The 23623-nt window shown below is 71.0% G+C and carries 19 protein-coding genes; 6 read left to right on the top strand and 13 right to left on the bottom strand.

What is annotated here, in order from left to right:
• Positions 1-116: 116 nt before the first annotated feature.
• Positions 117-1367, bottom strand: a complete 1251-nt coding sequence (locus E4N63_RS04555) for an aminotransferase class III-fold pyridoxal phosphate-dependent enzyme (RefSeq protein WP_095756584.1) — start codon at positions 1365-1367, stop codon at positions 117-119.
• Positions 1368-1480: 113 nt separating this feature from the next.
• Here E4N63_RS04555 and E4N63_RS04560 point away from each other — a divergent pair, with 113 nt between their 5' ends.
• The gene (locus E4N63_RS04560; RefSeq protein ID WP_230239955.1) at positions 1481-3406 is read left to right on the top strand and encodes a phosphoribosyltransferase; all 1926 of its coding nucleotides are present in this window, start codon (positions 1481-1483) and stop codon (positions 3404-3406) included.
• Positions 3407-3432: 26 nt separating this feature from the next.
• Here the strand turns inward: E4N63_RS04560 and E4N63_RS04565 are convergent, their stop codons facing one another.
• From E4N63_RS04565 to E4N63_RS04630, 12 genes are all read right to left on the bottom strand, one after another.
• Positions 3433-4284, bottom strand: a complete 852-nt coding sequence (locus E4N63_RS04565) for a PIG-L deacetylase family protein (RefSeq protein ID WP_230239956.1) — start codon at positions 4282-4284, stop codon at positions 3433-3435.
• Positions 4277-5338, bottom strand: coding sequence for a hypothetical protein (locus E4N63_RS04570; protein WP_019710662.1), 1062 nt, complete (start codon positions 5336-5338; stop codon positions 4277-4279). The genes E4N63_RS04565 and E4N63_RS04570 overlap by 8 nt, the downstream gene beginning before the upstream one ends.
• Positions 5331-5579 carry a DUF6137 domain-containing protein gene (locus E4N63_RS04575; protein WP_019710663.1) on the bottom strand — a complete coding sequence of 83 codons (249 nt, stop codon included), beginning with the start codon at positions 5577-5579 and terminating at the stop codon, positions 5331-5333. The genes E4N63_RS04570 and E4N63_RS04575 overlap by 8 nt, the downstream gene beginning before the upstream one ends.
• Positions 5576-6247 (bottom strand): histidine phosphatase family protein, encoded by a 672-nt coding sequence (locus tag E4N63_RS04580; RefSeq protein ID WP_230239957.1) that lies wholly within the window; start codon positions 6245-6247, stop codon positions 5576-5578. The genes E4N63_RS04575 and E4N63_RS04580 overlap by 4 nt, the downstream gene beginning before the upstream one ends.
• Entirely contained in the window at positions 6244-7143 is a 900-nt protein-coding gene (locus E4N63_RS04585) for a radical SAM protein (protein ID WP_230239958.1), read from the bottom strand. Before E4N63_RS04585 ends, E4N63_RS04580 begins: the two co-directional genes overlap by 4 nt.
• 50 nt (positions 7144-7193) lie before the next feature.
• On the bottom strand, positions 7194-8819 hold the full coding sequence (locus E4N63_RS30445; RefSeq protein ID WP_268270960.1) for a GMC oxidoreductase: 1626 nt from the start codon (positions 8817-8819) through the stop codon (positions 7194-7196).
• Positions 8820-8896: 77 nt separating this feature from the next.
• Positions 8897-10681, bottom strand: coding sequence for an ABC transporter ATP-binding protein (locus tag E4N63_RS04605; RefSeq protein ID WP_230239960.1), 1785 nt, complete (start codon positions 10679-10681; stop codon positions 8897-8899).
• Positions 10678-12513 carry an ABC transporter ATP-binding protein gene (locus E4N63_RS04610; RefSeq protein WP_230239961.1) on the bottom strand — a complete coding sequence of 612 codons (1836 nt, stop codon included), beginning with the start codon at positions 12511-12513 and terminating at the stop codon, positions 10678-10680. Before E4N63_RS04610 ends, E4N63_RS04605 begins: the two co-directional genes overlap by 4 nt.
• Positions 12510-13778: a glycosyltransferase family 4 protein gene (locus tag E4N63_RS04615; RefSeq protein WP_227957256.1), complete on the bottom strand. Its 1269-nt coding sequence runs from the start codon at positions 13776-13778 to the stop codon at positions 12510-12512. Before E4N63_RS04615 ends, E4N63_RS04610 begins: the two co-directional genes overlap by 4 nt.
• 71 nt (positions 13779-13849) lie before the next feature.
• Positions 13850-15025: a 2-deoxy-scyllo-inosose synthase gene (locus E4N63_RS04620; RefSeq protein WP_230239962.1), complete on the bottom strand. Its 1176-nt coding sequence runs from the start codon at positions 15023-15025 to the stop codon at positions 13850-13852.
• A gap of 55 nt (positions 15026-15080) precedes the next feature.
• Positions 15081-16355, bottom strand: coding sequence for a DegT/DnrJ/EryC1/StrS aminotransferase family protein (locus tag E4N63_RS04625; RefSeq protein WP_039823026.1), 1275 nt, complete (start codon positions 16353-16355; stop codon positions 15081-15083).
• A gap of 79 nt (positions 16356-16434) precedes the next feature.
• Positions 16435-17457, bottom strand: coding sequence for a zinc-binding dehydrogenase (locus E4N63_RS04630; RefSeq protein WP_230239963.1), 1023 nt, complete (start codon positions 17455-17457; stop codon positions 16435-16437).
• A 217-nt stretch (positions 17458-17674) separates the two neighbouring features.
• Between E4N63_RS04630 and E4N63_RS04635 the strand changes: the two genes are divergently transcribed.
• From E4N63_RS04635 to E4N63_RS04655, 5 genes are all read left to right on the top strand, one after another.
• Complete coding sequence (locus E4N63_RS04635; protein ID WP_230239964.1) at positions 17675-18184, top strand: hypothetical protein; 510 nt, start codon at positions 17675-17677, stop codon at positions 18182-18184.
• A 578-nt stretch (positions 18185-18762) separates the two neighbouring features.
• Positions 18763-19281, top strand: a complete 519-nt coding sequence (locus tag E4N63_RS04640) for a hypothetical protein (protein ID WP_230239965.1) — start codon at positions 18763-18765, stop codon at positions 19279-19281.
• Entirely contained in the window at positions 19271-20506 is a 1236-nt protein-coding gene (locus E4N63_RS04645; RefSeq protein ID WP_230239966.1) for an MAB_1171c family putative transporter, read from the top strand. Before E4N63_RS04640 ends, E4N63_RS04645 begins: the two co-directional genes overlap by 11 nt.
• Positions 20507-20532: 26 nt before the next feature.
• Positions 20533-21339 (top strand): APH(3')-V family aminoglycoside O-phosphotransferase, encoded by an 807-nt coding sequence (locus E4N63_RS04650; RefSeq protein ID WP_374112683.1) that lies wholly within the window; start codon positions 20533-20535, stop codon positions 21337-21339.
• A gap of 1391 nt (positions 21340-22730) precedes the next feature.
• Positions 22731-23582 carry an AfsR/SARP family transcriptional regulator gene (locus tag E4N63_RS04655; RefSeq protein WP_230239968.1) on the top strand — a complete coding sequence of 284 codons (852 nt, stop codon included), beginning with the start codon at positions 22731-22733 and terminating at the stop codon, positions 23580-23582.
• The last annotated feature ends 41 nt before the right edge of the window (positions 23583-23623 follow it).

The following is a 23623-nucleotide window of genomic DNA, read 5'->3' on the forward strand; positions in this document are numbered from 1 at the left end:
TCGGCCTCATCGGATAACCCCTGATCGGGCCCACCGGCGGTTCCGACAATCGCTGGGCTGTCCATGGAAAGGTGCCTCAATCTCTCTGGTCCTGGGTTCGGGGAATGGGGCCGGGTTCAGTCGTCGAGCAGCCGCGCCAGCCATCCGTCGGTGTCCGCCCGGTCGCGGCGGGCCTCGCGCAGACCGTCCATCACGTTCCACGCCACCCGGTAGCGGGCCGCCTCGTCGACCGGCTCGGCGCCCGCGTACGCCGACAGCCGGTCGCAGACCCGGGTGAACCGCTGCTCGGCGTCCGTCAGCACGGCGTCGTCGAAGGCGGCCGACACGCTCTGGTTGTCGCCCGTGTAGAAGAGCAGGCCCTCGGCGTTCGCCGCCTCGTAGAAGGCGGCCTCCAGTTGCTCCGAGGCCGGAACGAACTGGAAGAATGTGCCGTCGCCCGCGATCTCCACAGGCAGCGCCGCGTCCTCGAGCGCTTTGCGGGCGTGGCGCAGGAACCGGTCGCCGGCCTCGCGCACCGCCCGCTGGGGCTCGCCGGTGGCGACCCGGTCGAGCACGGTGTCCGCCGCGGCCAGGATCGTCGGCTCGAAGAAGGAAGTGAACGACACCTCCTTCAGCGGCCTCAACAGCGCCCGGGGCCCGCCGACGGCGGATACGGCGTGCCCGTTGGCCATGCCCTTGGCGACCACCCATACGTCCGGGGTGATCAGCCCGGACGTGGACAGGCCGGGCCCGTAGCGCAGGCCCACCTTCACCTCGTCCGCGATCAGTACTGCCCCGGCGGCCGAGCAAAGCCGGCGCAGCTCGCGGTACCAGCCGTGCGACAGGTGCATGTGGTCCGGTGACACGACCACGGCCGCCGCCCGATCGGGTGCGGCCAGCAGTTCCTCCAGCAGGCCCAGGTCGAAGAAGAAGTCCACCACCCCGTCCGCGTTGGGCCTCAGCGGTGCCCCCGACGGGTACCACATCGGGTCGTAGCCGTGGTAGCCGGCGCTCAGCAGCAGGTGTCGCCCGGTCGCCTCGCGCACCGCCAGCGCCGCCGCCCGCACCGCCGCCGTACCGGACCGGAACAACCCCACGGCATCGCCGCCGCACAGGGTGTGCAGCCGTGTCAGCACCGCGTCGATGCGCGGGCTCCAGCCCGTGGCCGTGCCGTCCGCGCCGGTCGCGGCCCGGGCCACGGCCTCCGCAACACCCGGGTCGCCGTGTCCCAGCAGAATCGATCCCCGGGCATTGTCGAAATCAATCCAACGGAATCCGGATTCATCGGTCACATAGGCTCCGGCGGCCGAAGTGAAAACCCGGGGGCGGTCCCGCGAATCGCGCGGACAGGTGGGGAATTCGGCCAGCAGGGAAGAGTTTTCCGTCATAATTCACCTCATGGGAAAGGGAGATATTGAACGTGAATTCTGGCGGGTGCAGAGTGTTCACGCAGTCCGGGCGTGAGAAGCACCGGAAACAAGTGACCCCGAACCCTGGAGGAATGGACGTGGTGACGACCGGCATGGCGCTGCCAGCCCTGCACCGTGCTTTCGTGGACACGGCCCGGCAGGACGGGAGCACGGCCGCCCTGCACGCCTGCTCCTGTTTCGCGGAACAACTGCTCTCCGATACCGCCGCCGCGGCGGCCCGGGCGGCTGCGGCCGGCGCGGCCCCCGCGGCCGACACGGCCGGACTGACCGATGCCGCACGTCGGTTGCGGGAGCTGTGCACCGTACTCGCCCGGGACATGGCTGCCGGCCCCTCCCAACCGGTCCGTGGCGCGGAGCGGCAGCTCACAACCGTGGAGCACGCTCTCGCGGCAGCCACCGACGCCACCGACACGCTGTGGCGCTCCCCCTCCGCCCGGACGGACGAGGAGACCGCCGCCCTGCTGCGGCACGCCACCGACTGGAAGACCCCGGAGTGCTACGGCTACGACCTGGCCGATCCCGAACTCTCTCTGGACCAGGCCGCCGGCTGGCTCGCGGCCCGCCCCGCCGATACACCCGTCCTGGTTGTGGGCGTCCGGACCGGCGGCTCCTACCTGGCGCCCTTCTGGCAGGCCGGTGTTGAGGACGCCGGGTTGGCGGCAGGCCCCTGGCACAGCGTCCGCCCGGTGCGCGGCGCCGGAGGCATCATCCTGCCGGCCTCCGAACTCGCCGCGCTGCCGCGCGAACTGCGACCCGGCACCACAGTGGTCCTGGTCGACGACCAGCCGGACACCGGCGCCACTGCCAGGGCCGTGCGCGACCGGCTCGCCGAACGCTTCCCCGGCGTGCGGGACATCGTCCTCGCCGCGCCGGGACGGCTCCACGATCTGAACGGTCCCGCCGTGCGGGTCCTCACCGAACGGCCTGTCGTCCGCACCGGCACTTCCCGCCTGTGGCAGCTGGCCGGCGCGGGCGACACCGCCGGGCTGGTCGCCCGCGCCCGCGCCGCCGGGGTGCCGCTCGCCGTCGGCGCCGTCCACCGGATCAGGCCATTCCGAGGCCCGTTCCTCACCGCGTACGGCACGGCCGCCGTTCCGGCGCAGGACGGCGGGGTTCACCGCATCGCCCCGCACAAGCGGCCCTTCACTCTGATCGCCGACTCGGACGGCCTCCGGGGCACGGGCCGCGACGGGCATGACAGCGCCCCGGAGGCGTACCACTTCCGTTTCATCGGCACGGGCACGCACGGGCTGCACTGTCACCGCACCCTGCGAGCCATGGGCGACCTGCTCCCGGCCGGCCACACCTTCGCCGACGGTTACCTGATCACCCGTCACGAAACCGGCTTGCGCCCGCTGCGCGAGGAGCTGCCGGCGCTCACCCCGCCGCAACAGCGCGGGGCGCTCGGCACGGTCGCCGCCTCCTGGGAGGCACTGCGGCGCCTCGGCGAGCTGGGCCGTCCGGGCCGCGGCGCCGCCTACAACCCGCGGGCTCGCCTCGATGAGGCGCTGCGGCGGCTGCGCCACCGCATGGGCCGCCCGCTTCCCGTGGACGGGGCATGGACAGCCCGGCACCTGCCGGAGCGGGCACCCATCGGCGGCGTCGACGGCATCCTGTTCCGCACCCCGCTGCCGTACGGGCACGGGCACTGGCACTGGCAACTGGCTGGGGACGGGGACTGCGCGACCGGGCTCACCGTGCGGCGGTTCGGCCTGGACTGGATCTGGGGCGGGGGTGGCTGTCTGGAGAGCGAGATCGCCTCGTTCGTCGTTGAGAACCGGCTCGACGAATCCGCTGTGAACGTGCTGGGTGAGGCGGTCGCCGCGGCCACGGGTGACGCCCGGGCCTTCGACGCCGGGCTTCGGCTGGCCGGCGAGGCGCTCTACTGGAACGTCAAGACGTGGCTGCGGCGCTGTCCGGTCCTCACCGGGGTCACCGCTGACCGTGTCGAGACCGAACTGGCCGCGCAGGCACGGTACGTCGCCGCCCTGTTCTGATCCGCGCCGGCACCCGCCGTGGCCGCTCATCGGGCTCCTGCCGGAGCGGCCGCGGCCCACACCCGCTCGGCGTGCGCCGCACGCCCGCGCCGGGCCGTCTCACCCGCACCGCCCGGCACGGCCCCGGAGCCGGGACCCTGCGCGGTGCGGCGGGCGTGCCGCAGCGTCTCGCGCACGCATTCGGCGTCGGTCTGGCTGCCGTACACGTACATGCCGCGCACCTTCTGCTCCACCACAGCGGAGATGTCGATGCCCGCGAACGGCACCAGACCCCGCTCCTCGCGCAGCGTCCGCTCGACATCGGCCAGTTCGTACTGGCCCGCGTAGGGCAGGTCCTCGTAGAACAGTGCCCGCGTGTCCCCGTCCCCGTCCCCGACCGCGGCGCGCACCGCGCCGTGCACCAGCAGGTGGTCGATGTGCCCGCCGACCGCGGCCGGGGCCAGCACCGTGTCGGCGCCCGACGCGCGCACCGCCTGCGTGATCGCCTCCTCCACGGCACCGCGCAGTTCGTCCGCCTCGGCCGGCGACGACACCTCTGCCTCGTCGTCGTAGCCGCGCAGACTGGCGTCGTCGAAACCGAGCGGACGGTAGTCCGCCAGCCCGCGCAGCCGGCAGTAGCCCAGCTCCTCCTCCCGGCGCCGGGCGCTGATCACCCGCACCCCGGCGCGCCGCAGCCGCCTGGGCAGCGCCCAGCCGGAGCGGGTGAACACCGTGAGCAGCGTCGCATGCGCGGGGCGTCCCACCGCGGCCAGCAGCCCACCGCACGAGTACGCCACGTCGTCCGGGTGCGGTGACACCAGCAGCGTCCGCCCCTCACGCAGCCGCGCGGACAGGGCCCGGTCTGTTCCGTCCGTCGCCTTCCGTGTGGGCTCACCCATCGTGCTGTTCCTCCCGTCCCGTCTGCACCCGCCGGCTCCGGATGATCTCGGCGTACCGGGCGGCCACGTCACGCCAGCCCGTCGTCAGGCGCGGCTTCGCCGCCAGGGTGCGGCCCGCACCCGCAACGACCCGGTCCAGCAGAGCGTCCAGCGTCTGGGCGCGCAGTGACGCGAACCGGGGCAGATTGCCACCTTCGCCGAGGGTCGCCACCGGCACACCCAGTTGCACGGCCTCCGCCGCCGCGAAGTTGAAGGTTTCGTGGAACACCGACGGCAGCAGGAACAGCGCCGCACCGCCGAAGACCCGATCCCAGTCGGTACGAATGTCATAGGCGTCCAGCACCTCGATCTGCCGGCCCGCCCCCTGGTGTGCCCGTACCAGCTCACGCGCCTCCCGGCCCCGGCGCGACCAGGTGGCGAACATGACGCGCAGCGGCACTCCGGCCCCGGCCAGCCGGCGCAGACAGCGTTCCGCGTCAGCCGTGTCGATCTTGCCGAGTTGGAGCACCACCGGACCGGACGGGTCGTGCAGGTTCTGCGCCGGGACGTGGTCTGCGGCCCACGGGATCACCGACCGGTCCGGGAAGCAGCGTGTCCAGGGCAGGTCCAGCAGGAATACCTCGTGCATCGGCCCATCGGGGTGCGTGTCCTGCGCAGGGCATCCCGCCGCCCCGGGCGCGCCCGGCACGGCGGGAGCGACCGCGTGTACCGGGCACGGCGGCGGCGCCGACAGGTCCTCCGACAGCCTGCTGACGTCGTGCCAGATCCGTACGGTTCTGGCGTGCAGTTCCGGCAGCCGCTTCGACTGCGCCCCCTCGAACAGCTCGCTCTCCACGAGCGGGAACACCGCATCCACGCGATCCCGCTCCATCCGCGCCGCGAGCACGTCCAGGTCGGCGCCCTCCGAAGCACGGTAGAAGTCCGCCGCGACCCCCGCCTCGCGCAGCGACCGCACCAGGTGCCACAGGGCGGTCTCCACGCCACCCCACGACGGCGAGTCGAAGCCCTCGTCGTAGATCTCGAACAGGGCCGGTCCGGCGGGCGGCTCAGCCATGGCGCACCTCCCGCGGGCCGTGCCCCGTGGCCTCGGTGACCAGCTCCACCAGGTCCTGCACCACGAGTCGCCGGCCCGGCCGTGACCTCAGCGACAGCGTGCAGTCGAAGTAGCCCTCCAGCCGGTTGACGATGTTGAGGAACTCGCGGTCGTCCACGTCCACGAACCCCTGGGCGACGATGTCCCCGGCGTCGTCGCCGGTCTCGTCGCTGAGGCACTTCAGGACGAGCATGCGGGTCATGCCGTCCTGGCCAGGTGCGCCTTGCTGTTCGCCACCACCAGGGAAGCGCATCCGTCCTCCGTTCTGTCCACGATGAACACACCGGTGTTGCTGATCTTGAAGCGGGTGCGGCGCAGCAGCGCGTCGTCAAGGCCCAGCAGCTCGAAGAGGAGGGCCTGCATCGTCTCGGAGTGCGATACGAGCACCCATCGGGCGCCATCCCCGCCCGCGGGGCAGCACGCGGCCAGGAACTCCCCGATGCGGCGCCTCTGCGCCACCCAGCTCTCCACGCCCCGTACTTCGGCCGCCGGATGCCGCAGCCGGTCTTCCAGCACTGCGTCCCACTCGCGGACCACGAGGGGCCGCGGGAAGGCCTCCGGCGCCCGCAGCTCCGCCAGCCGGGCGTCCGCCACCACTGGCACGCCCAAGGCGGCGCCCAGTACCTCCGCGGTGCGGGCCGCCCGCCGCTGCGGGCTGGAGTACACCCGTACGGCGGCGCCCGGCCCACGGTCCGGTGGGCCCACCGCCGGGTCCCGGGGCAGGTGGTCGGCGAGGGCCCGGGCCTGCCGTTCGCCGAGCTGGGTGAGTCCGGCGTGTGGGTCGAAGCCCGGCAGGACGTCGTCGTCGCGCAACACGTTCAGGCTCGCCTCGGCGTGCCGGACCAGCACGAACCTCTGGGCGGCCGTCATACGACCGGCAGCGGGACGCGGCCCTGCGGGACACGCATACGCTCACGCGAGTTGTTGAACTCCTGGTTGGCTATGCAGGTGCCGCACGGCCAGTCGTCGAACTCGCGGATCGGGCCGAAGCCGTGCACCAAGTGCTTGGGCACCGAGTAGCAGTCGCACTTGACCATCCGAATCTCTTCCCCGGATACCTGGTAGTTGTAGCCGTTGGTGATCTGGTCGCAGACCGCGTCCCGCTTGCCGGTCTCGTAGATGTGATTCCAGCGGCGGAAGTACTCGGGCGGAGCCAGGAAGTCCGCCGGGTTCAGGTCCTGGTAGCGCAGGTTCACGGTCAGCGGCTGTCCCTTGAAGGCCAGCAGCGGCATGAAGTGCAGCAGCCCTTGGTAATTCCTGAACCTGAGGAGATCGATGTACGCGTTGACCTCCTCCACCGGCTGACCCCAGTACACGGTCTGGAGCTCCGCCTTCAGCTCGACGGCGGCGTCCAGGATGCGGTCGATCTGTCCCTGTTTCAGACCGCGCTTGGAGTTCATCGCCTCGGTGTGGCCGTCCACCGAGAACACCCACAGCAGGTCCGGGCGTCCCTCCAGGGCTCGGGGCAGCTTCGTGCCGTTGCTCAGCACTTCGATGCGGTAGCCCTCGGCCGCCCGCTTCTGCAGATGGTCGACGATCTTCGGGTAGAGGGTGATCTCACCGTCGGACTCCACCCGGAACAGCACCGTGTCCGGCTCGTACTCGGCGAAGATCCGGTCCAGCGAACGGATGGTGGCCGGCTGGTCCACCTTGGTCTTCTTGACCTCGCAGTAGGTGCATCGGATGTTGCAGGCGCCGTCGACGACGATATTGCGGTAGGTGCGCACCCGGCGCACGGGCGGCGGCCAGACGATGTCGGATGCCATGGTGTGACTCCTCGCTCGGGGTGGGGAAGAACCGGCCGCGGTGCGGTGGCTCATACATGCGCGGTGTGCCGGGACACCAGGTCGCCGGCCACCGCCTTGGCGCTGCGCAGCGCGTGCGCCTGGATGGTGAGGGTGGGATTGAGGCCGCCCGGGTACGGCATGAAGCTGCCGTCGACGACGTACACGTTGGGCGCCGAGTGGACGCGGCCCCAGCCGTCCACCACCGACGTGGCCGGGTCGTCGCCGGCCCGGCAGGTGCCGTGCAGATGACAGCTGCCCTGCGCGAACCCGCTCTCCTCGTGCTGGATAGCGGTCGCGCCCGCCTGCCGCAGCAGCCGTTCGCACTTGCCGGTCATGTAGGCGAGGCGGCGCAGGTCGCGCGGGTCGGTGGTGTAGTCGATGACGACGGCCGGCACGCCGTCCTCGTCGACGCGGCGGGACAGCCGGACCCGGTTGTCCAGGTTCGGGTGGTCGGCAAGGATCGTCTCGACGCGCAGCTCCAGCACGTCGTGCCGGATGCGCTCGGGCATGTCGTTCTTCGACTCGTAGATCATGCCGCCCACGCCTGTGGGGCAGCCGGGGTCCACGTAGTGGTCGAGGAACGCGATCGTGGAGAACGGGCCCGAGTGTGTGCGCCAGTCGGCGAGCGTCGTCTCCGCCGACACCTCGACGAAGCCGCTGACGTACTCGCTCAGCTTCATCGTCAGCCCGCGGCCCACGAGGCCCGAGTGGTTGCCCACGCCGCCCGGTGCGTGCCCACCGTGGGACCGCAGCAGCAGCGCGGCCGTCTGGATCGCGTTGCACGCGACGACGAACGACCTGGCCCGGATCCGGTGCGCGGTGCGGGTCAGCCGGTCCAGGCAGGTGACCGAGGTGACCGCGTCCGACCTCTCCTGGTCCAGGCGCAGTGCCCGCAGCCCAGTCCGCAGCGCGAAGCCGGGGTGTCCGGCGAGCGGGGCGAGGAAGACGGCGACGGCGTCCCCCTTGGCGCCCGTCGGGCACTGGTGGCTCACGCACAGCGTGTCCCGCGCGCACGCCGAACGCCCGTCGTGAGCATGGCGGTTGATGGCCAGTGGTGTGGGGAACGGGTCGTAGCCGAGTTCGGTGCCCGCCTCATACAGAACCTCGGCCGCGGCTGTTGGGGGGTGCGCCGGGCCGCGACTGCCTCCCCCCTCCTCGCCGCCGCACACCCCGAGCCGCCGCTCCAGCACGTCGTAGTACGGGGCGAGTTCGGCGAGCCCGTACGGCCAGCGCACATCGAGGTCGCCGGCGTCGATCAGCTCGCTCGGATCGAAGTCGAACGGCCGGTAGCGCCACGAGGCTCCGCCGTAGAAGACCGTCCCACCGCCCAGGTTGGATGTCGTCCACGGCCAGCCCTCGTCGGTCCAGCCGCCGTTGCCGTCACGGGCCAGGGCGGTGCGGCACATGTCGTCCAGCTCCGGGTTGCCGAGGCCGGGAGAGAGCCGGAAACCCTCCTCGACCATCAGGACGTCCAGCCCTTGCCGGACGAGCCGGTCTGCGGCCACCGAACCACTGGCACCGCTGCCGATCACGACGACGTCCCAGATCCGGCCGTCGTCCCGGGGGTCCCACCCGTCGCGGTGCACGGGCCCCAGCGGCTCGGGGTGCCATGCGTGCGCGGTGTCCGAGGGCAGGGGGCCCCGAAGGCGCTTCATCGTGTGCCTTTCGTCGAAGGGTGATTACGGGGAGGCGGGGAGAGCCACCGGGCAGAAGCTCCCGGGGCATGGCGACGTCACGCTGTCGTGACGGCCAGCCAGCCCCGCTGCATGCCGGCGAACCGTCCGCCCGTATCCAGCAGTTGCGCCGGACTGCCGTCCTCGACCACCGCCCCGTTCTCGATGACCAGGACGCGATCGGCGATGGCGAGCGTGGACAACCGGTGCGCGATGATCACCGCGGTGCGGCCCGCGAGGACCCGGGTCAGCGCTTCGTGCACGGCCCGCTCCGACGGGGTGTCCATGCTGGACGTCGCCTCGTCGAGAATCAGCACGCGCGGCGAGGTCAGCATCACCCGCGCCATGGCGATCAACTGCCGCTGGCCGGCCGACAGGCCCGAACCCCGCTTGTGCACGTCCGTGTCGTAGCCACCGGGCAGCGCGCTGATGAATCCGTGCGCGCCCACCGACTCAGCGGCCGCCCGGATCTCGGCTGGTGAAGCGTCCGGCCGGCCCAGCGCGATGTTGTCCGCGACCGACCCGGAGAACAGGAACGCCTCCTGGGTGATCATCGAGACGGCGCCGCGCAGTTCGGCGTCGGCCAGCTCCCGCAGGTCCACCCCGTCCAGCGTGACCCGGCCCGCCGCGGGATCGTACAGCCGCGCCATCAGCTTGGCGATCGTGGACTTGCCGGCGCCGGTGGTGCCCACCAGGGCGACCGTACGGCCCGGTTCGAGCACCAGGTCGACGCCGGACAGCACACGGCGGCCCTCATCGCCGTACCGGAAGTGGACGCCCTCGAACCTCACGGCGCCCCGCCCGCCCGGCGGGTCCGCCGGCAACGCAACCGGACGCTTCGGCTCGGCCACCGCCGGGTGGGGCACGAACAGCGCACCGATCTTCTCCAGGCCCGCCGACGCCGCCGAAAAGGCGTTGGCGAAACTCGCCAGCTCGTCGATCGGGTCGTACAGCCGGTGCACGTACAGCAGGAACGCGGTGAGCGTGCCGATGGCCAACTGGCCCTGGTCCATGCGGAACACGCCCAACGTCAGCAGCCCGGCCAACGACAGGTTGCCGATGAGCTTCACTCCGCCGCTGAAGGTGGCGCTCACCCAGCCGGCGTCCGCCCGCGCCACCGTGTACCGGGCGTCGAGCCGGCGCAGCCGGGCCGCGTTGGCCTCCTCGCGGCGGAACGCCTGTACGGCCCTGATGCCGTTGAAGGCCTCCACCGTGTGCTGCACTACGCCCTCGACGGCCGTCCTGGTGCTCCGGTAGGCGCGCCGCGACCGGTTCCGGAACCACTGCGTCAGCACGTACAGCGGGATGAACAGCACGATCACGACCGCGGCCATCGGCTGGTCCATCCACAGCATCACGGCGAGGATTCCGACCATCGAGAACAGCGCGGAGAACAGCCCGTCCAAGCCCATCTCCAGCATCTCCTCGACCGACTCCACATCGCTGGACAGCCGGGCGATCACCCGCCCCGAGGGGTACGACTCGTGGAACGCCAGCGGCTGGCCCATCACATGGGTGAAGGCCCGGTGCCGCAGCTCGAACAAGAGGTCCTGGGCAATGCCGCCGGAGTAGCGCAGAAAGCACCACTTGAGCGTGGCCGTGGTCAGGCCGGCAGCCAGTGCCGCAGCCGTGAAGCCGATCAGCGGCGTCCACCGGCCGTCCGCTGCCGCGGGCACACCCCGGTCGATGGCGGCGGCGATCAGCAGCGGCGGGACCAGCCCGCACACGTTCTCCAGCAGGGCCAGCGCGGTGGCGGCCGCCAGCCGGCGCCGCTTGGGCCACAGCAGCATGCGCAGCAGGGCGTCCCGCTGGGCCCGGGACGGTGCTTCCTCGTGTCCCTTCATCGTGTCCGCCCCCGTCCTGCCATGCCGTCCGCCGTGATGTCGTCGAGGATGTCGTCGGAGTCGTCCTCCGGGCGCGCGATGACCGTGGGCAGCGACGGCGCGACCAGCAGCCGGTACTCCGGCTCACGAGCCATCAACTCGTCGTGCGTGCCCGTCGCGGCGACCCGCCCACCGGAGAGGAACACCACCTGGTCCGCCAGGCGCAGAGTGCCCGGTCGGTGCGCGGCCACGAACGTGGTGACGCGGCAGAGCACCCCGCGCAGAGCGGTCTCCACCTCCCGCTCGGTCCGTACGTCCAGGGCGGACAGCGCGTCGTCCAGCACCAGTACCGTCGGCCTGCGCAGGATGGCCCGGGCCAGCGCCAGCCGCTGCCGCTGACCGCCCGACAGGCCCAGGCCCTCCTCACCGATCACCGTGGACAGCTTGTCGGGCAGAGCGGAGACGAATGCGTCCGCGCGTACCGTCCGCAGCGCTTCCCACACCGCGGCATCACCGTCCTCGCCCGCAGCCGCGTCACCGGTCTCCGGTAGGCCCAGCGTGACGTTGGCCCGCACCGTGCCGGAGAACAGCACCGGGTCGTCGAACGCTCCGGACACCACCGACCGCAGGTCGGCCAGGGCCAGATCGCGCAGATCCACACCGTCCAGGGTGATGCGCCCCGACGTCGGGTCGTCCAGCCGGGACAGCAGCGACAGCAGCGTGCTCTTGCCGGAGCCCGTCGCCCCGGCGACGGCCACCGTGGTGCCCGCCCGGACCGTCAGGTCGACGCCCCGCAGCGTCGCGGTGCGGCCACCCGGGTGCGCGTAGTGCACTTCCTCCAGGCGGATCTCGCCACGCACCGGTGACGGCAGAGGCCGGGGCCGCTCCGGGTCGGTCACCGTCACCGGCTCGTCCCGCACCTGCCAGTACCGGTCGGCCGCCGTGGCCGCCGTCGACGCGTCGGCGGTCAGCCAGCCCAGTGTGTCGGCCGGCCAGCGCAGATACGTGGCAACTGTCACCGCGGCCATCAGCGTGCCCAGTGTGAGCGCGCCAGTGGCGACACTGTGGCCGCCATATCCGATCATCGCCACGATCGCCAGGTCCGGCAGCGCCGTGATGATCCACCACAGGGCCGCCGTGTACGACAGCTTCCGCAGCTCCAAGTCCCGCAGCCGACGCGCCCGGCCGGTGAACTGGCGCACCGCCTCCGGGCCGCGCCCGAACACCTTCAGCACCCGCACACCGAGCACCGACTCCTCCACGGTCGTGGACAGGTCTCCGCCCACTTCCTGCGCGGAGCGTGCCACCACCCGGAACCGCTGCTCGAACACCGTGGTGGCCACCACCATCGGCACGTACGCCAGGAACACGATCAGCGCGAGCACCGGTGCCAGCCACGCCAGGACGCCCAGACCCACGGCGAGCGCCGCGACGTTGACCATCAGGTAGATGGCAGAGAAGGCCGCGAACCGGCCGATCTCCATCACGTCCGAGACGGTCCGGGACCGTAACTGACCGGACTGCCAGCGGGAATGGAACGACAGGGGCAGCCGCTGGATGTGCGCCGACACGTCGGCGCGCATCGCCGTCTCCAGCCGGGTCGCCGGGCGCACCACCAGCAGCCGGCGCGCGCCCAGCAGGACCGCTTCGACCACACCGAGGAGGGCGAACCCGCCGATGAACCACGGAAGCGCGGCGAGGTCCCGCTCCACGACCGGCCCGTCCACCAGCCGCTGGAGCACCAGCGGCATGGCCAGACCCGCGAGCATCGACCCGAAGGCGGCGCCGCACGCCCCCGCCATCAGCCAGCGGTGCGGGCGCAGATAGGGGGCGCAGCGTCGCAGCGACGTCATGGCGTACACCCGGCACCTCCCCCGGAGGTCCGGCCGAGCGCCCGTCGGTAGTGTGCCAGCGCCCGCTCCACGGTGTCCGCCCCATAACGGCTCAGCAGGTCCGGCACCGCCGAGGCCACCGTCTTGCGGTGCCGTTCCGCCTCCGTGACCGCCTCACCGGCGACGCGGGCCAGCGCCGCCACGTCGCCGCGCGGAACAAGCAGCCCCGGAGTGACCGAACCGACCGTGTCGGGCAGCCCGCCGACGGCGTAACCCGCCACCGGCGTCCCGCACACCATGGCCTCCAGCGCGCTGCCGCCCAGCTCCTCGTGGGCGGACGGCATGACGAGCACGTCCAGCGCCGTCATCACGGACGGCACCGCGTCGTGCGGCAGGAACCCGGTGAACACGAACCGGTTTGCCAGCCCCGCCGCCCCGACGGCCTCCCGCATCCGCTCCCGCTGCGGCCCGTCACCCACCACGAGAAACACCGCCCCGGGCGCCGCCGAAACCGTGGCGTCCCACCGGCCCGCCATGGCGACGAAGTCCCGCCATCCCTTCTCGTGCGCGATCCGGCCGACCCAGCCGACCACCGGCACACCGGCCGGCACGCCCAGTGAACGGACATATTCTTCCGCCCGCCGCCGCGGCACGGGCCGTACATCCCCGACCGAGTCGGGCAGCACGTCCACCAGGGCACGATCGAGCGGCAGCAGCCGCGCCACCGTGTCCGCGGTGCGCGCGGTGAGCACCGAGACCCGGCGGGCGTGCCGCAGGGCGTACCGCTCGGCCGCGGTCACCAGCCGGTGCTGGAGCCGGTCGAACCGGGACATCGGCTCGTACACCGCCAGCCGTGAGCAGTGCAGCGTGATGACGTACGGCGCGCCGAGAATGCGCGACACGAGCGGCCCGGCGAGCAGCGCCCACAGCTGTCCGTCCGCGTGGACGTGCACAAGGTCCGGCTGCCAGGTGCGGCGCAGTGGCCGGCACGCCGCCGGCACCGCGGCGAGCCACGCCTGGTTGAGCCCGACGAGGCCGGTCAGCTCGGAGCGCAGTCGGGGAAGCGGAGCGCGGGTGACGCGGACCGTGAGCCCTGGCCGGTCGACCCGCTCCCGGGGCAGTCCGGGGAACCCCACGGTCATGACGAGCTGCTCCACGCCACGGTCGGCCAGCTCCCGCGAGAGGCGGAGGATCTGCACCTGCATGCCCCCGACGGCGTCGAACTCCGCGGGCCAGGCGGTGACGCAGTCGTGGTGGAAGAAGGGGGTGAGCCGCAGCACACGCACGGGGAACTCCACGGAAAGGGAGGGCGGTTGGCGAAGGCGATACGCGGTACGGGGTGGCGCGGTTGTGCCGGTTACGGCAGCGGGCCGGCCGGTGGAGAGCCCGCGTACGCCGCTGCGGGCTCGGCGGCCCCGCCGCGCGAAGCCGCCTCGTCGACAACCTCGTCCAGCAGGGCGAGGGGGACGGGCACGAGCGGCAGGGTCCCCGTGTGCAGGACGTCGCCGGGCGCCGACAACAGCACCATCGGGGTGTGCCCGGGCGGGCTGTCGAGGTAGCCGCGCTTGTTGTCGTACGCCAGCCAGTTCCTGATCAGTGATGTGTCGACGTGTGCCGGAATCGCGGGCTCCACCCCGGCGGCTGCGACCAGTTCGCGGTGCAGAGGGACGAGGCCGGCGTCGGCGTGGCCCAGACGGCGGGAGACTTCGGCGGCGACGGTCATGCCGACGGCGACGCCCGCCCCATGGGCAACCTCGCCACGGGAGGCGTGCTCGATGGCGTGCCCGGCGGTGTGTCCGTACTCCAGAACGAGGCCGGAGCGACGCTCGTGCTTGTCGTCCCGAGTGACGTCGGCCTTGGCGGCCAGGCTCTCCGCGATGATCCAGCGCAGGGTCTCGTCGTCGTAGCGCGCGTCAACACGCAGGGCGCCCGCGAGCCGGTCGAGCATGGCCGGCCGGATGGCGAGGGCGTTCTTCACCACCTCGCCCATGCCGGAGCGGATCTCGCGGGGCGGCAGTGTGCGCAGGAAGGCGGTGTCGGCCAGGACTTCGACGGGCTGGTAGAAGGTGCCGACCAGGTTCTTGCCGAAGGTGGCGTTGACGGCCTGCTTCAGCGAGAGCACCGAGTCGAGCATGGCCACCACCGTGGTCGGCACGTGGACGAGGCGGATTCCGCGGAACAGCAGCGACGCCATCAGGCCGGCGATGTTGCCGGTGACGCCGCCGCCGAGTGCGACGACGAGGGAGCGTCGGTCCGCTCCGCACTCCAGGGCCTGCTCCGCGAGCGCGGACACGGTGGCCAGAACCTTGTGCGCCTCGCCCGCCTCGTGGGTGAGGAGGTGGGCCGGGCCGGCCTCCTTGCCGATGCGGGTGGCGAGGTCGAGGCCGTAGAGCTCGGCCACCGTGGTGTCCGCCACCACCAGGTAGCTGCTGGCGCCGAGTGCGGCGAGGCAGGTGATGACGTCCTCGGCACACTCGGTGCCGAGCCGGTAGGGGAATGAGGCGTCTTCCATCGCGATGGGTGTGACCTGCATGATCCTTCGGATCCTCCGGCGGTTCGCGGGACTGGGATGCGGTGGGTTGCCGTGGTCAATGCACCAGTTCGGCGCCGTGCCGCAGGACCTTGGCGAAGGCCGCGGCGATGTCACCCATGTCTTCTTCGCCACCGAGCAGGGCGGCGTGGTGCAGGGTCACTGTCCGCCGCGCGGCGCCCTCGCACACGGGTAGCGCGAACCTCTTGGGGTCGATGCGCTCCTCGTGGGCCAGACCCAGCGTGTAGCGCCTGCGGGTGTGCGGCGCGTACAGCTTGTTGGCCGGGATCGGGGCATAGCAGGGCAGCACGGGGAAGCCGAGCTCGGCGGTGAGCGCGTCTGTCACCTCGGTGACGGGGACGTCCTCCAGCACGCCGTCGGGCAGCCGCACCGCGTAGGTGTAATAGGTACGGGAGGTGGTGCCGGCGGACGTGGTCTGCGGGCGCAGGCCCAGCCCGCCGAGGAGGCCGTCGAGGCGGGCGGCGTTGGAGCGGCGGGTCTCGTTCTGCTCGTCAAGGATGGTGAGCTGCTCGGTGAGAATGGCTGCCTGGAATTCGGACAGGCACCGGTTGCTCCCCATCAGCTCGCCGGTCTCGACCAGCTCCATGGCTCCGGGGCTGGGCAGGGTGGCGGACAGGCAGCGGCCATCGGCCCGCAGGTGCTCCACGCGACGGGCGAAGTGCGCGTCACGGGTGACGACGGCGCCGCCCTCGCCGCTGGTGAGCACCTTGCTGTGTTGCATGCTGAAGGTTCCGGCGGTGGAGAGCGCACCGACCTTGACTCCCCGGTAGGTGGCGCCGTGCGCCTGGGCGCAGTCCTCGATGAGGGGCAGCCCGTGGCGCTCGGCGATCCGCAGGAGCGGGTCCATGTCAGCGAGGGCCGAGTAGAGGTGGACCACGACGATGGCCCGGGTGCGTTCGGTGATCGCGGCCTCGACCGCGTCGGGTGAGAGGCAGAGCGTGTCGGCTTCGACGTCGCAGAAGACGGGAACGGCGTTGACACCGAGAATGGTGGAGCCGGACGCGACCCAGGAGAGGCCGGGGACGATCACCTCGTCTCCGGCGCCCACCTCGCACGCCTCCAGGGCCAGCATCAGGCCGGCGGTGCCGCTCGCGGCGGGCACGCAGTGCGGCACACCGTTGTAGGCGGCGAACGCCCGGGCGAAGCGCCGCTCGTAGGAGTCGGTGCCGCGGTAGGGGCCGCTGATCGACCACCGGCCGGATCCGAGGACATCCGCCATTGCGCCGGCAACCCCAGGCGCGGGTTGCGGCCATGCGGGCCAGGGGCGCGTGCGTAACGCGTCGCCGCCGTTCACTGCCAACCGGGAAACCATGGACCTTCCTTCCTGATGTCATGCCGTGGATGTGCGGATGAGGTACGGGAGGGGCGGCCGGCGCGGGGCACGGCGTCGTTCAGGCGTGGAGGTTGAAGTACGAGCGGGTGTTGCCGTCCGTGCGGCGCAGGGCCACGTCGAGGGCCTTGGCGTGGTCGTCGAGCGGGAACTCGTGGCTGAGCAGGCCGTCCACGTCGACGGCGCCGGACGCCAGGACGTCGATGGCCTCCTCGAAGCAGGTGCCGGGGCCCATGGACGCCCGGACGGTGAGCATCTTGAGCACGATGTGGTGCGGGGCCATCACGGCCGACTCCTCGATGCGGTAGCCGACCAGGCCGACGCGTCCGCCCGGGCGGACGGCCTCCACGGCCTCCTGTACCGCAGTCGGGTATCCCGACCCTTCCAGGACGACATCGGGCACCGCGTCCGGGTTCGCGCCGGTCAACTCGACCAGGGCCCCCGGGGCGCCGGACACGGCTGCGGGGACGCCCATGGCCAGGGCGGCGGCGCGGCGTTCGGGCACGGGCTCGGCCACCGCGGTGACGGTGCCACCGCGCAGCCGTACGGCCTGGACGAGTAGCAGCCCGATGCCGCCGGCGCCCATGACGGCGACCTTCTCGCCGCCGGCGACCCCCAACCGGTCCACCGCATTGAGCGCGACCGCCAGCGGCTCGACCTGGCAGGCGGCGCGCAGCGGAAGGGTGTCCGGCAGCCGCCTGAGGTTGGCGACGGGAATGGTCATGTACTCGGCGCAGGCACCGTCCCGGGTGAACCCGAGCTCGCCCAGGTCCTCGCAGAGGGTCGGCGTCCCGGCTACGCAGTGTGCGCAGATGCCGCACGAGCAGGTCAGGTCGCCGACCACGTTGCTGCCGACGAGGTTGGTTCCCCGGGCGCCGTTGACGTCGACGACCGTGCCGCTCCACTCGTGTCCGGGCACGACCGGGTACGTGAAACCGTGCCAGACGCCCTTGTAGAAGGAGAGATCACTGCCGCAGACGGAGTTGTAGGCGATGCGGACGAGAGCTTCGCCGGGTGCCGGATCCGGTATGTCGCGGTGGGTGAGGACGGCCCGCTCGGGGGCCTCGAACACCAGAGCCTTCATCGTGCCGGACCTCCGTGGTCAGGGAGCGCCCGGCGGTCCCCGGGCGAGTGGCGTTCGCTAAAGTTGATGAAGCTTGGCAGGATCGTACGCTGAGTCGATGTCAACTTGTCAACAGTGGCTGATGGTTGTTTGATGATCGGGTGAGCATTGTCCGCTGAAGCGGTCACGGAAGCGCGCCAGGTGTCCGGGGGAGCCGGAACGGAAGGGAGAGATGCGCATGGCGGGTAGCGGGCAGGTCCCTGAGCCGCCGGAGCGGCCGCTGGTGCGGGAGTTCGGCCAGCGGCTCAACGAGTTGATCGCCGCCATGTACCCGGACCGGCGCAAGCGACCGGGCTACGCCCGGCTGGCGAAGGAGATCCGCGAGACCACCGGCGGTGCCATCTCCGGGACCTACCTGTGGGAACTCGCCACGGGCAAGAAGCGCAACGTCACGCTCGAGCAACTGGACGTGCTGGCCGAGTTCTTCGGGGTACCGCCCGAGTACTTCCTCAACGAGGAGACGGCCGAACGCGTCAACTCACAGCTCAAGCTGGCCACGGCGCTGCGCGACGCCCGCGTGCGCAACCTCGCCCTGCGGGCCGATGGCCTGTCCGCGGAGAGCCTGGACGCTCTGCTCATCATGGTCAACGAGGCCCGCAGAGTGCAAAACCTTGCAGCGTTCAACGACCAAGACCACATGGGCGCACCGGACGGCGGCCCGACCGGAACGTCCGGAAGCACGACGTAGCCGGGGCTACGGAACAACGGGCCCAGCAACAGCAGAGGCTACGGAATATGGCCGCTGGCGTCGTCTGGAGAGACGTCATGCATGGGGAGGCTGTCATCATTTCTCATATCGTTCATGGCCCGACAGGCATCGCAAGGCAGCGGAGAATCGTTTCCTTCTCCGGCACGGATGTCCGCGCGGTTCCCCACACGGCTTCCCTCTCGGGTTTCCCCGCGAGTTCGGCCCCAGGTTCCTTCACAGCGGAGTGGTAACCCACCACCGGCCACACAGCCGGTTCTGACCAGGCCGCCGCCAAAACCGCCCGTCCGTACAGCCGCGACCACCACACGGGACCCGCTCCGCGCGCCCCGGCATGCCGACCCGCGCCGGAAGCACCCCGGCGCGCTCACCGTACGACCAGGTGGCCCCGGCCGGCCGTCATCCCGCTGACGCCCGAGTCGCGCTACCGCAAAAACGGCACCGTGCGGCCATGCCGCCGTGCCGCGAAGGCGCCCTGCAGCGCGGGCGAACCCGGCGGACGGACCGTTCCCGCCACGCCCGTCAACGCCGACCGAGGAAGGCCAAACGGTACACACCGCATGCCGTACAGGATCGCCAGGCTGCGCCGACGCTGTCGACCGCTGCTGGACCAACTCGCCCTGCCCCGTCCGTTCTCCATCGAGCCGCTGTGCGCCCACCTCTCCGCACGCCGCAGGCGCCCTCTCCACCTGCACCCGCTGCCTCCCCAGGCCGCCGCGGCAGGAGCGTGCGGACTGTGGGTGGCCACCGACACCGACGACCACATCTTCTACGAGCAGCGCACAGCCCGGTCCCACCAGGAACATATCGTGCTGCACGAGATCGGCCACATGCTCTTCAACCACCACGCCGTCACGGACACCGCCGGCTCACCCGGGGGCCTCCTCGGCGACCTCAGCCCTCGGCTCGTCCGCCGCATCCTCGCCCGTGCCAACTACTCAACCCGCCAGGAGCAGGAAGCCGAGATGCTGGCCACCCTGATCCGCACCGGCGAGACCGGGCCTGTCCGGTGCCCGCCGTCCGACACCTACGGCAAACTGCACGCGGCCCTCGGAGTGAGCACCGACCATGAGCTGTGACTTACCGGGGGCCTGGGGCACTCTGGAGACGTTCAGCGTCGGCTTCCTCTGGGCCGCTGTCCTGCTCCGGGCCCGCCCAGCCGTACGCAACCCGCACCAGCGGGGACTGTGGCTCGCCGTGGCCTCGGCCGCCGTCGCGATGACCCTGCACCTGGGGCCGGTGAGCGCGTACGCCGCCGAACTCACCGGCTCCCCGCGGGCTGTCGCTCTCGCCAAGAACCAGGTCGGCGTCATGTCCGCTGCGGCCGTGCTGCACTTCGCCGTGTACGCGACCCGCGGTCGCCGGCACACGGGCGCTGTCCTGGTCGCCATGATCACCGTGATGGCCGCACTCCTGGCCCTCGCCGGCCTGGGAGCCGCCCCGGCGCCGGGCCACGGACCACCCTTCACCCTCGCCCGGCCATCCTGTGCCGCGTACTGGCTTCTCCTCATCACCGCGCACGTGGTGGCCTGTGCCGCGTGCGTCCGGGTCTGCTGGACGTACGGCCGCCGCGGCCCCCATGCGTCCGTCAACCTCGGCCTGACCCTTTTCGGCTGGGGCACCGCCCTCGCCGGCCTCTTCTGGCTCACTCACTACTTCCTGCTGGCTGCCGGCTCCCGCCCGGGCGTTCCTCTCTGCCTCATCATCAGCCTGCACGCGGTGCTGCGCGCCGCCGCGCTTCTCGTACCCACCGTCATGCAGCTGCGCCATACCGCCGACCACGCCCGCACCATCTGGCGGATCTGGCCGCTGTGGCGGGACCTGGTCGACGCCGTGCCGCACGTCGCCCTCTCCCCCACCCGCTCCCGCCTGCTGGTCCTTCTCCAGCCGCAGCTCTCCTGGCGGCTCATCGCCTACCGGAAGGTCATCGAAGTACGCGACGTCATTCTCGTCCTCAGCCACTACACCGATCCGGCCGTTTCCCGCAGCGCCCGCGCCCACGTGGTCCGCTGCGGCATTCCCGCCGACCACACCGACGCCTACGTGACCGCCTGCGTGCTGAGCAGGGCACGCGCCGCCAAACTCGCCGGCGCAGGGCCCGACCCCGCGGCCGAAATGCTCACCAGCAGCCAGGAAGCCGGCGACCTCGCCGCCGAAACCGCCTTCCTGCTGCTCCTCACGGAGGCCTATCTCTCCCCCTGCGTAAAGGACTTCGGCCCGGGGGTGGCGGCCGCCGCGGGGTACCGCCGCAGGAGAAGACCGGTGACCTTTCCCCGCCCTGTCCGAAACCGTCCAGGAAAATGACCCAGGAGAGGAAGGCAGTCTCTGCCATGATTCCGACCATGGACAGCACATTACGCCGGACATACCCGCACCACGCATGGCGCCTCGTGAACGAAGGGGATTCAGGTGCCTTCGTGTACCACCTCACCGGCCACCGGCCCGAGCTCTATGCGAAAATCGCGCCGCGTACCCCGGAGAACCCCGCCTTCGACCTCGTCGGCGAGGCAGACCGCCTCGAATGGCTCGCGCGCCACGGCATCCCCGTTCCCCATATCGTCGAGCGCGGCGCCGACGACACCACCGTCTGGCTCGTCACCGAAGCCGTGCCCGGCGCCGCGGCCTCTGAGGAGTGGCCCGAACACCAGCGGACCGCCGTCGTCGAGGCGATCGCCGAACTGGCCCGCACCCTCCACGAACTCCCCGTGGACGACTGCCCCTTCGACCGCCGCCTCGACGTGGCGGTCGCCGAGGCCCGGCACAACGTCCGGGAGGGCCTGGTCGACCTCGACGACCTCCAGGACGAGCACGCCGGCTGGACCGGCGACCAGCTCCTCGCCGAACTCGACCGCGCCCGGCCCGAGAAGGAGGACCTGGTCGTCTGCCACGGCGACCTGTGCCCCAACAACGTGCTGCTCGACCCAGAGACGTGCCAGGTGACCGGAGTGATCGATGTGGGCCGCCTCGGCGTCGCCGACCGCCACGCCGACCTCGCCCTCGCCGCCCGCGAGCTGGAGATCGACGAGGACCCCTGGTTCGGCCCCGCATACGCCGAGCGGTTCCTCGAGCAGTACGGCGCCCACCGCGTCGACAAGGACAAGATGGCCTTCTACCAGCTACTCGATGAGTTCTTCTGACCTGCTTCTCACCTCGGTCCTTCGCTCGCGGGGACCGAGGTCTTGATGATGTGGTTGATCTCCGCTCGTGATCTTGCTGTCGTTTGCCGGTGGGAGTCCGAAGATCCTGGAGGTACGGCCGTGCTGGGCTCTCCGCGCTCGACCAGGAGCAGCGGGCTCTGGGCACCTATCTGTCATTGCCCCGGTCGGCACCGAGCCGGATGGCGGTGCCCCAAGCTCACCAACGTCGGCTCCCAGTGGCTCGGTTCCGCCTTCTGCGCCCAGCACATTCGGCGCAGGCTCAGGAGGTCCCGCACCCGCCGCTCTCCCGGACTCGGGAGCAGACCGGTGAGCAAGCGGCCGCCTGGCTCTTCTACCGTCACAAGGCCGAGTATCTGCGCGCCATGGCCGCGCAGTACGCCGGGGCGAGCAGCCCCCTGTGCCGTGCCTTTTGCGTCCCGGAAGCCGAAGTGGCGGCGAGCGACCGCTAGAGGTGGCCGACGCGGGTGCGAGACGCTACGCGCGACTGGCGACGGCCGAGGACTTCACCGCCACGCTGCGTGACCGGATGAATGCGGATGCCCGAGTTCGGCCGGCAAGTGAGCAGACTACTTCCGAAGGGCCCTTCGCGGGAGACTCCGGCTCACGAGCGATGCACCCGGTCATGCCGGGTAGCCATGCATGCGCTCGACGTGGCAGAAGGTGTGCGATTCTCGGCCACAGCGCGCAATCTGCATGATGTGGACACGGAGCATCTGGCCGTCGCATCGGTAATCAGACAAGCTGCGCCATACTCCTGACCCAACCGGCTGTCGCGGCTCCCCTTGCCGGCAAGTACGGAGGGGCGGCATGCGCAGTAAGGCGCTGACCTGGCCCGACGCCGCTAGCTGGGGGCGGAGCCAGAAGCGGACCTTTCCCTGATCGAGGGCGTCCGGAGGGCCCGCGCGAGGCTCGGCGGGTGTGCGCCGTCGGTGCGCGGCGCACGTCCGCGATCACTGCCGTCGCGCGCCCAGCGCGGGAAGGGCCTCGCGTTGGCACTGGACTCTACCCTCGCGAGAGGGAAGAGGTGGGGAAGCGGCGCGATGCCACGCTCTCGCACGCAGGTGCGGAGAGGTTCCCGGGTGGGACGCCGACGGAGAAGCGGAACGAAAGGGCCGCCGTGTGGCCGGTTTCGCTTCCCGAGTCCTTGACCCTGAAATTTCCGTGCGGATACGGTCAGTCATATGCGGAGGTCATGTTTTTGTGTCGTGCTGTGGCATCGACGCCCCAGTGGCCGGTAATGCAAGCGATTTTCCAAGTGGTGCGTACAGCCGCGCGCCTCACGCGTGTCAACTGACTCAGGGAATGGCATGCGAAATCGTCTCGCTGCCCACTGCGTGGTAAAATCAAACAGTCAACGGGGTGAAAGAGCTGTGGACGTCCAAGTTCTCGGGCATGTGACGCTGAAGGTCGGCGATGAGCGCCGGACACCGAGCGCCCCCAAGGCCAGGCAGGTCCTCGCCCTCCTGCTGGTCAATGCAAACAGAATGGTCAGCACCGATGTGCTGATCGAAGAGCTGTGGGCCGAGCAGCCTCCTCGGAGCGCGCTCAGTGCGTTGCAGACGTACGTGTTCCAGCTGCGGCAGCTGCTGAGGAAGATCCGTCCAGGTGAATGCCCTAAGCAGCTCCTGGTGACCACGCCGAACGGCTATGAATTCCGCGTCCCGCCGGAGAACGTGGACCTGCAACGCTACGAACGGCATCGGCTGGCCGGCCAGCAAGCCTTCCAAACGGGCGAGAACATGGCTGCTGTCGAGCAGTTCCGCGCCGCTCTGCATATCTTTTCGGCGCCGCCTCTGGCGAATGTCCGGCGTGGGATGCATCTTGAGGCTGAGATCGTCAGGCTGGAAGAGAGCCGTATCGGGGTCCAGGAAACCAGAATCGAAGCGGAACTCGAACTGGGGCGTCATCATGAGGTGCTGAGCGAGCTGAGCGGACTGGCGTCGCAGTGTCCGCAGCACGAAGGATTCCACCGTCAACTGATGCTCGCACTCTACCGTTGCGGCAGACGTCCGCAGGCGCTGAAGGTGTTCAACCAGCTGCGGCAGTCCCTCGTGACCGAGCTGGGACTGGAGCCCTCACGGGAGCTGCAGATGTTGCAGCAGGCGATTCTGTCCGCGGACCCTCGGCTGGACACCGCTGAGCGGACCCCGTTCCTGCGCACGACCGCTGATCCGGCTCCTCTGCAGGTCCCGTGGCCGGCGGCCAGCCCCTGGAAGGTGTGAGGCGCAGCGGCGGCTGAGCGCGGAGCCGCTGCGTTGTGCCG

It is taken from the genome of Streptomyces sp. MNU89, from assembly GCF_020982505.1.
Classification (GTDB): Bacteria; Actinomycetota; Actinomycetes; order Streptomycetales; family Streptomycetaceae; genus Streptomyces; species Streptomyces xinghaiensis.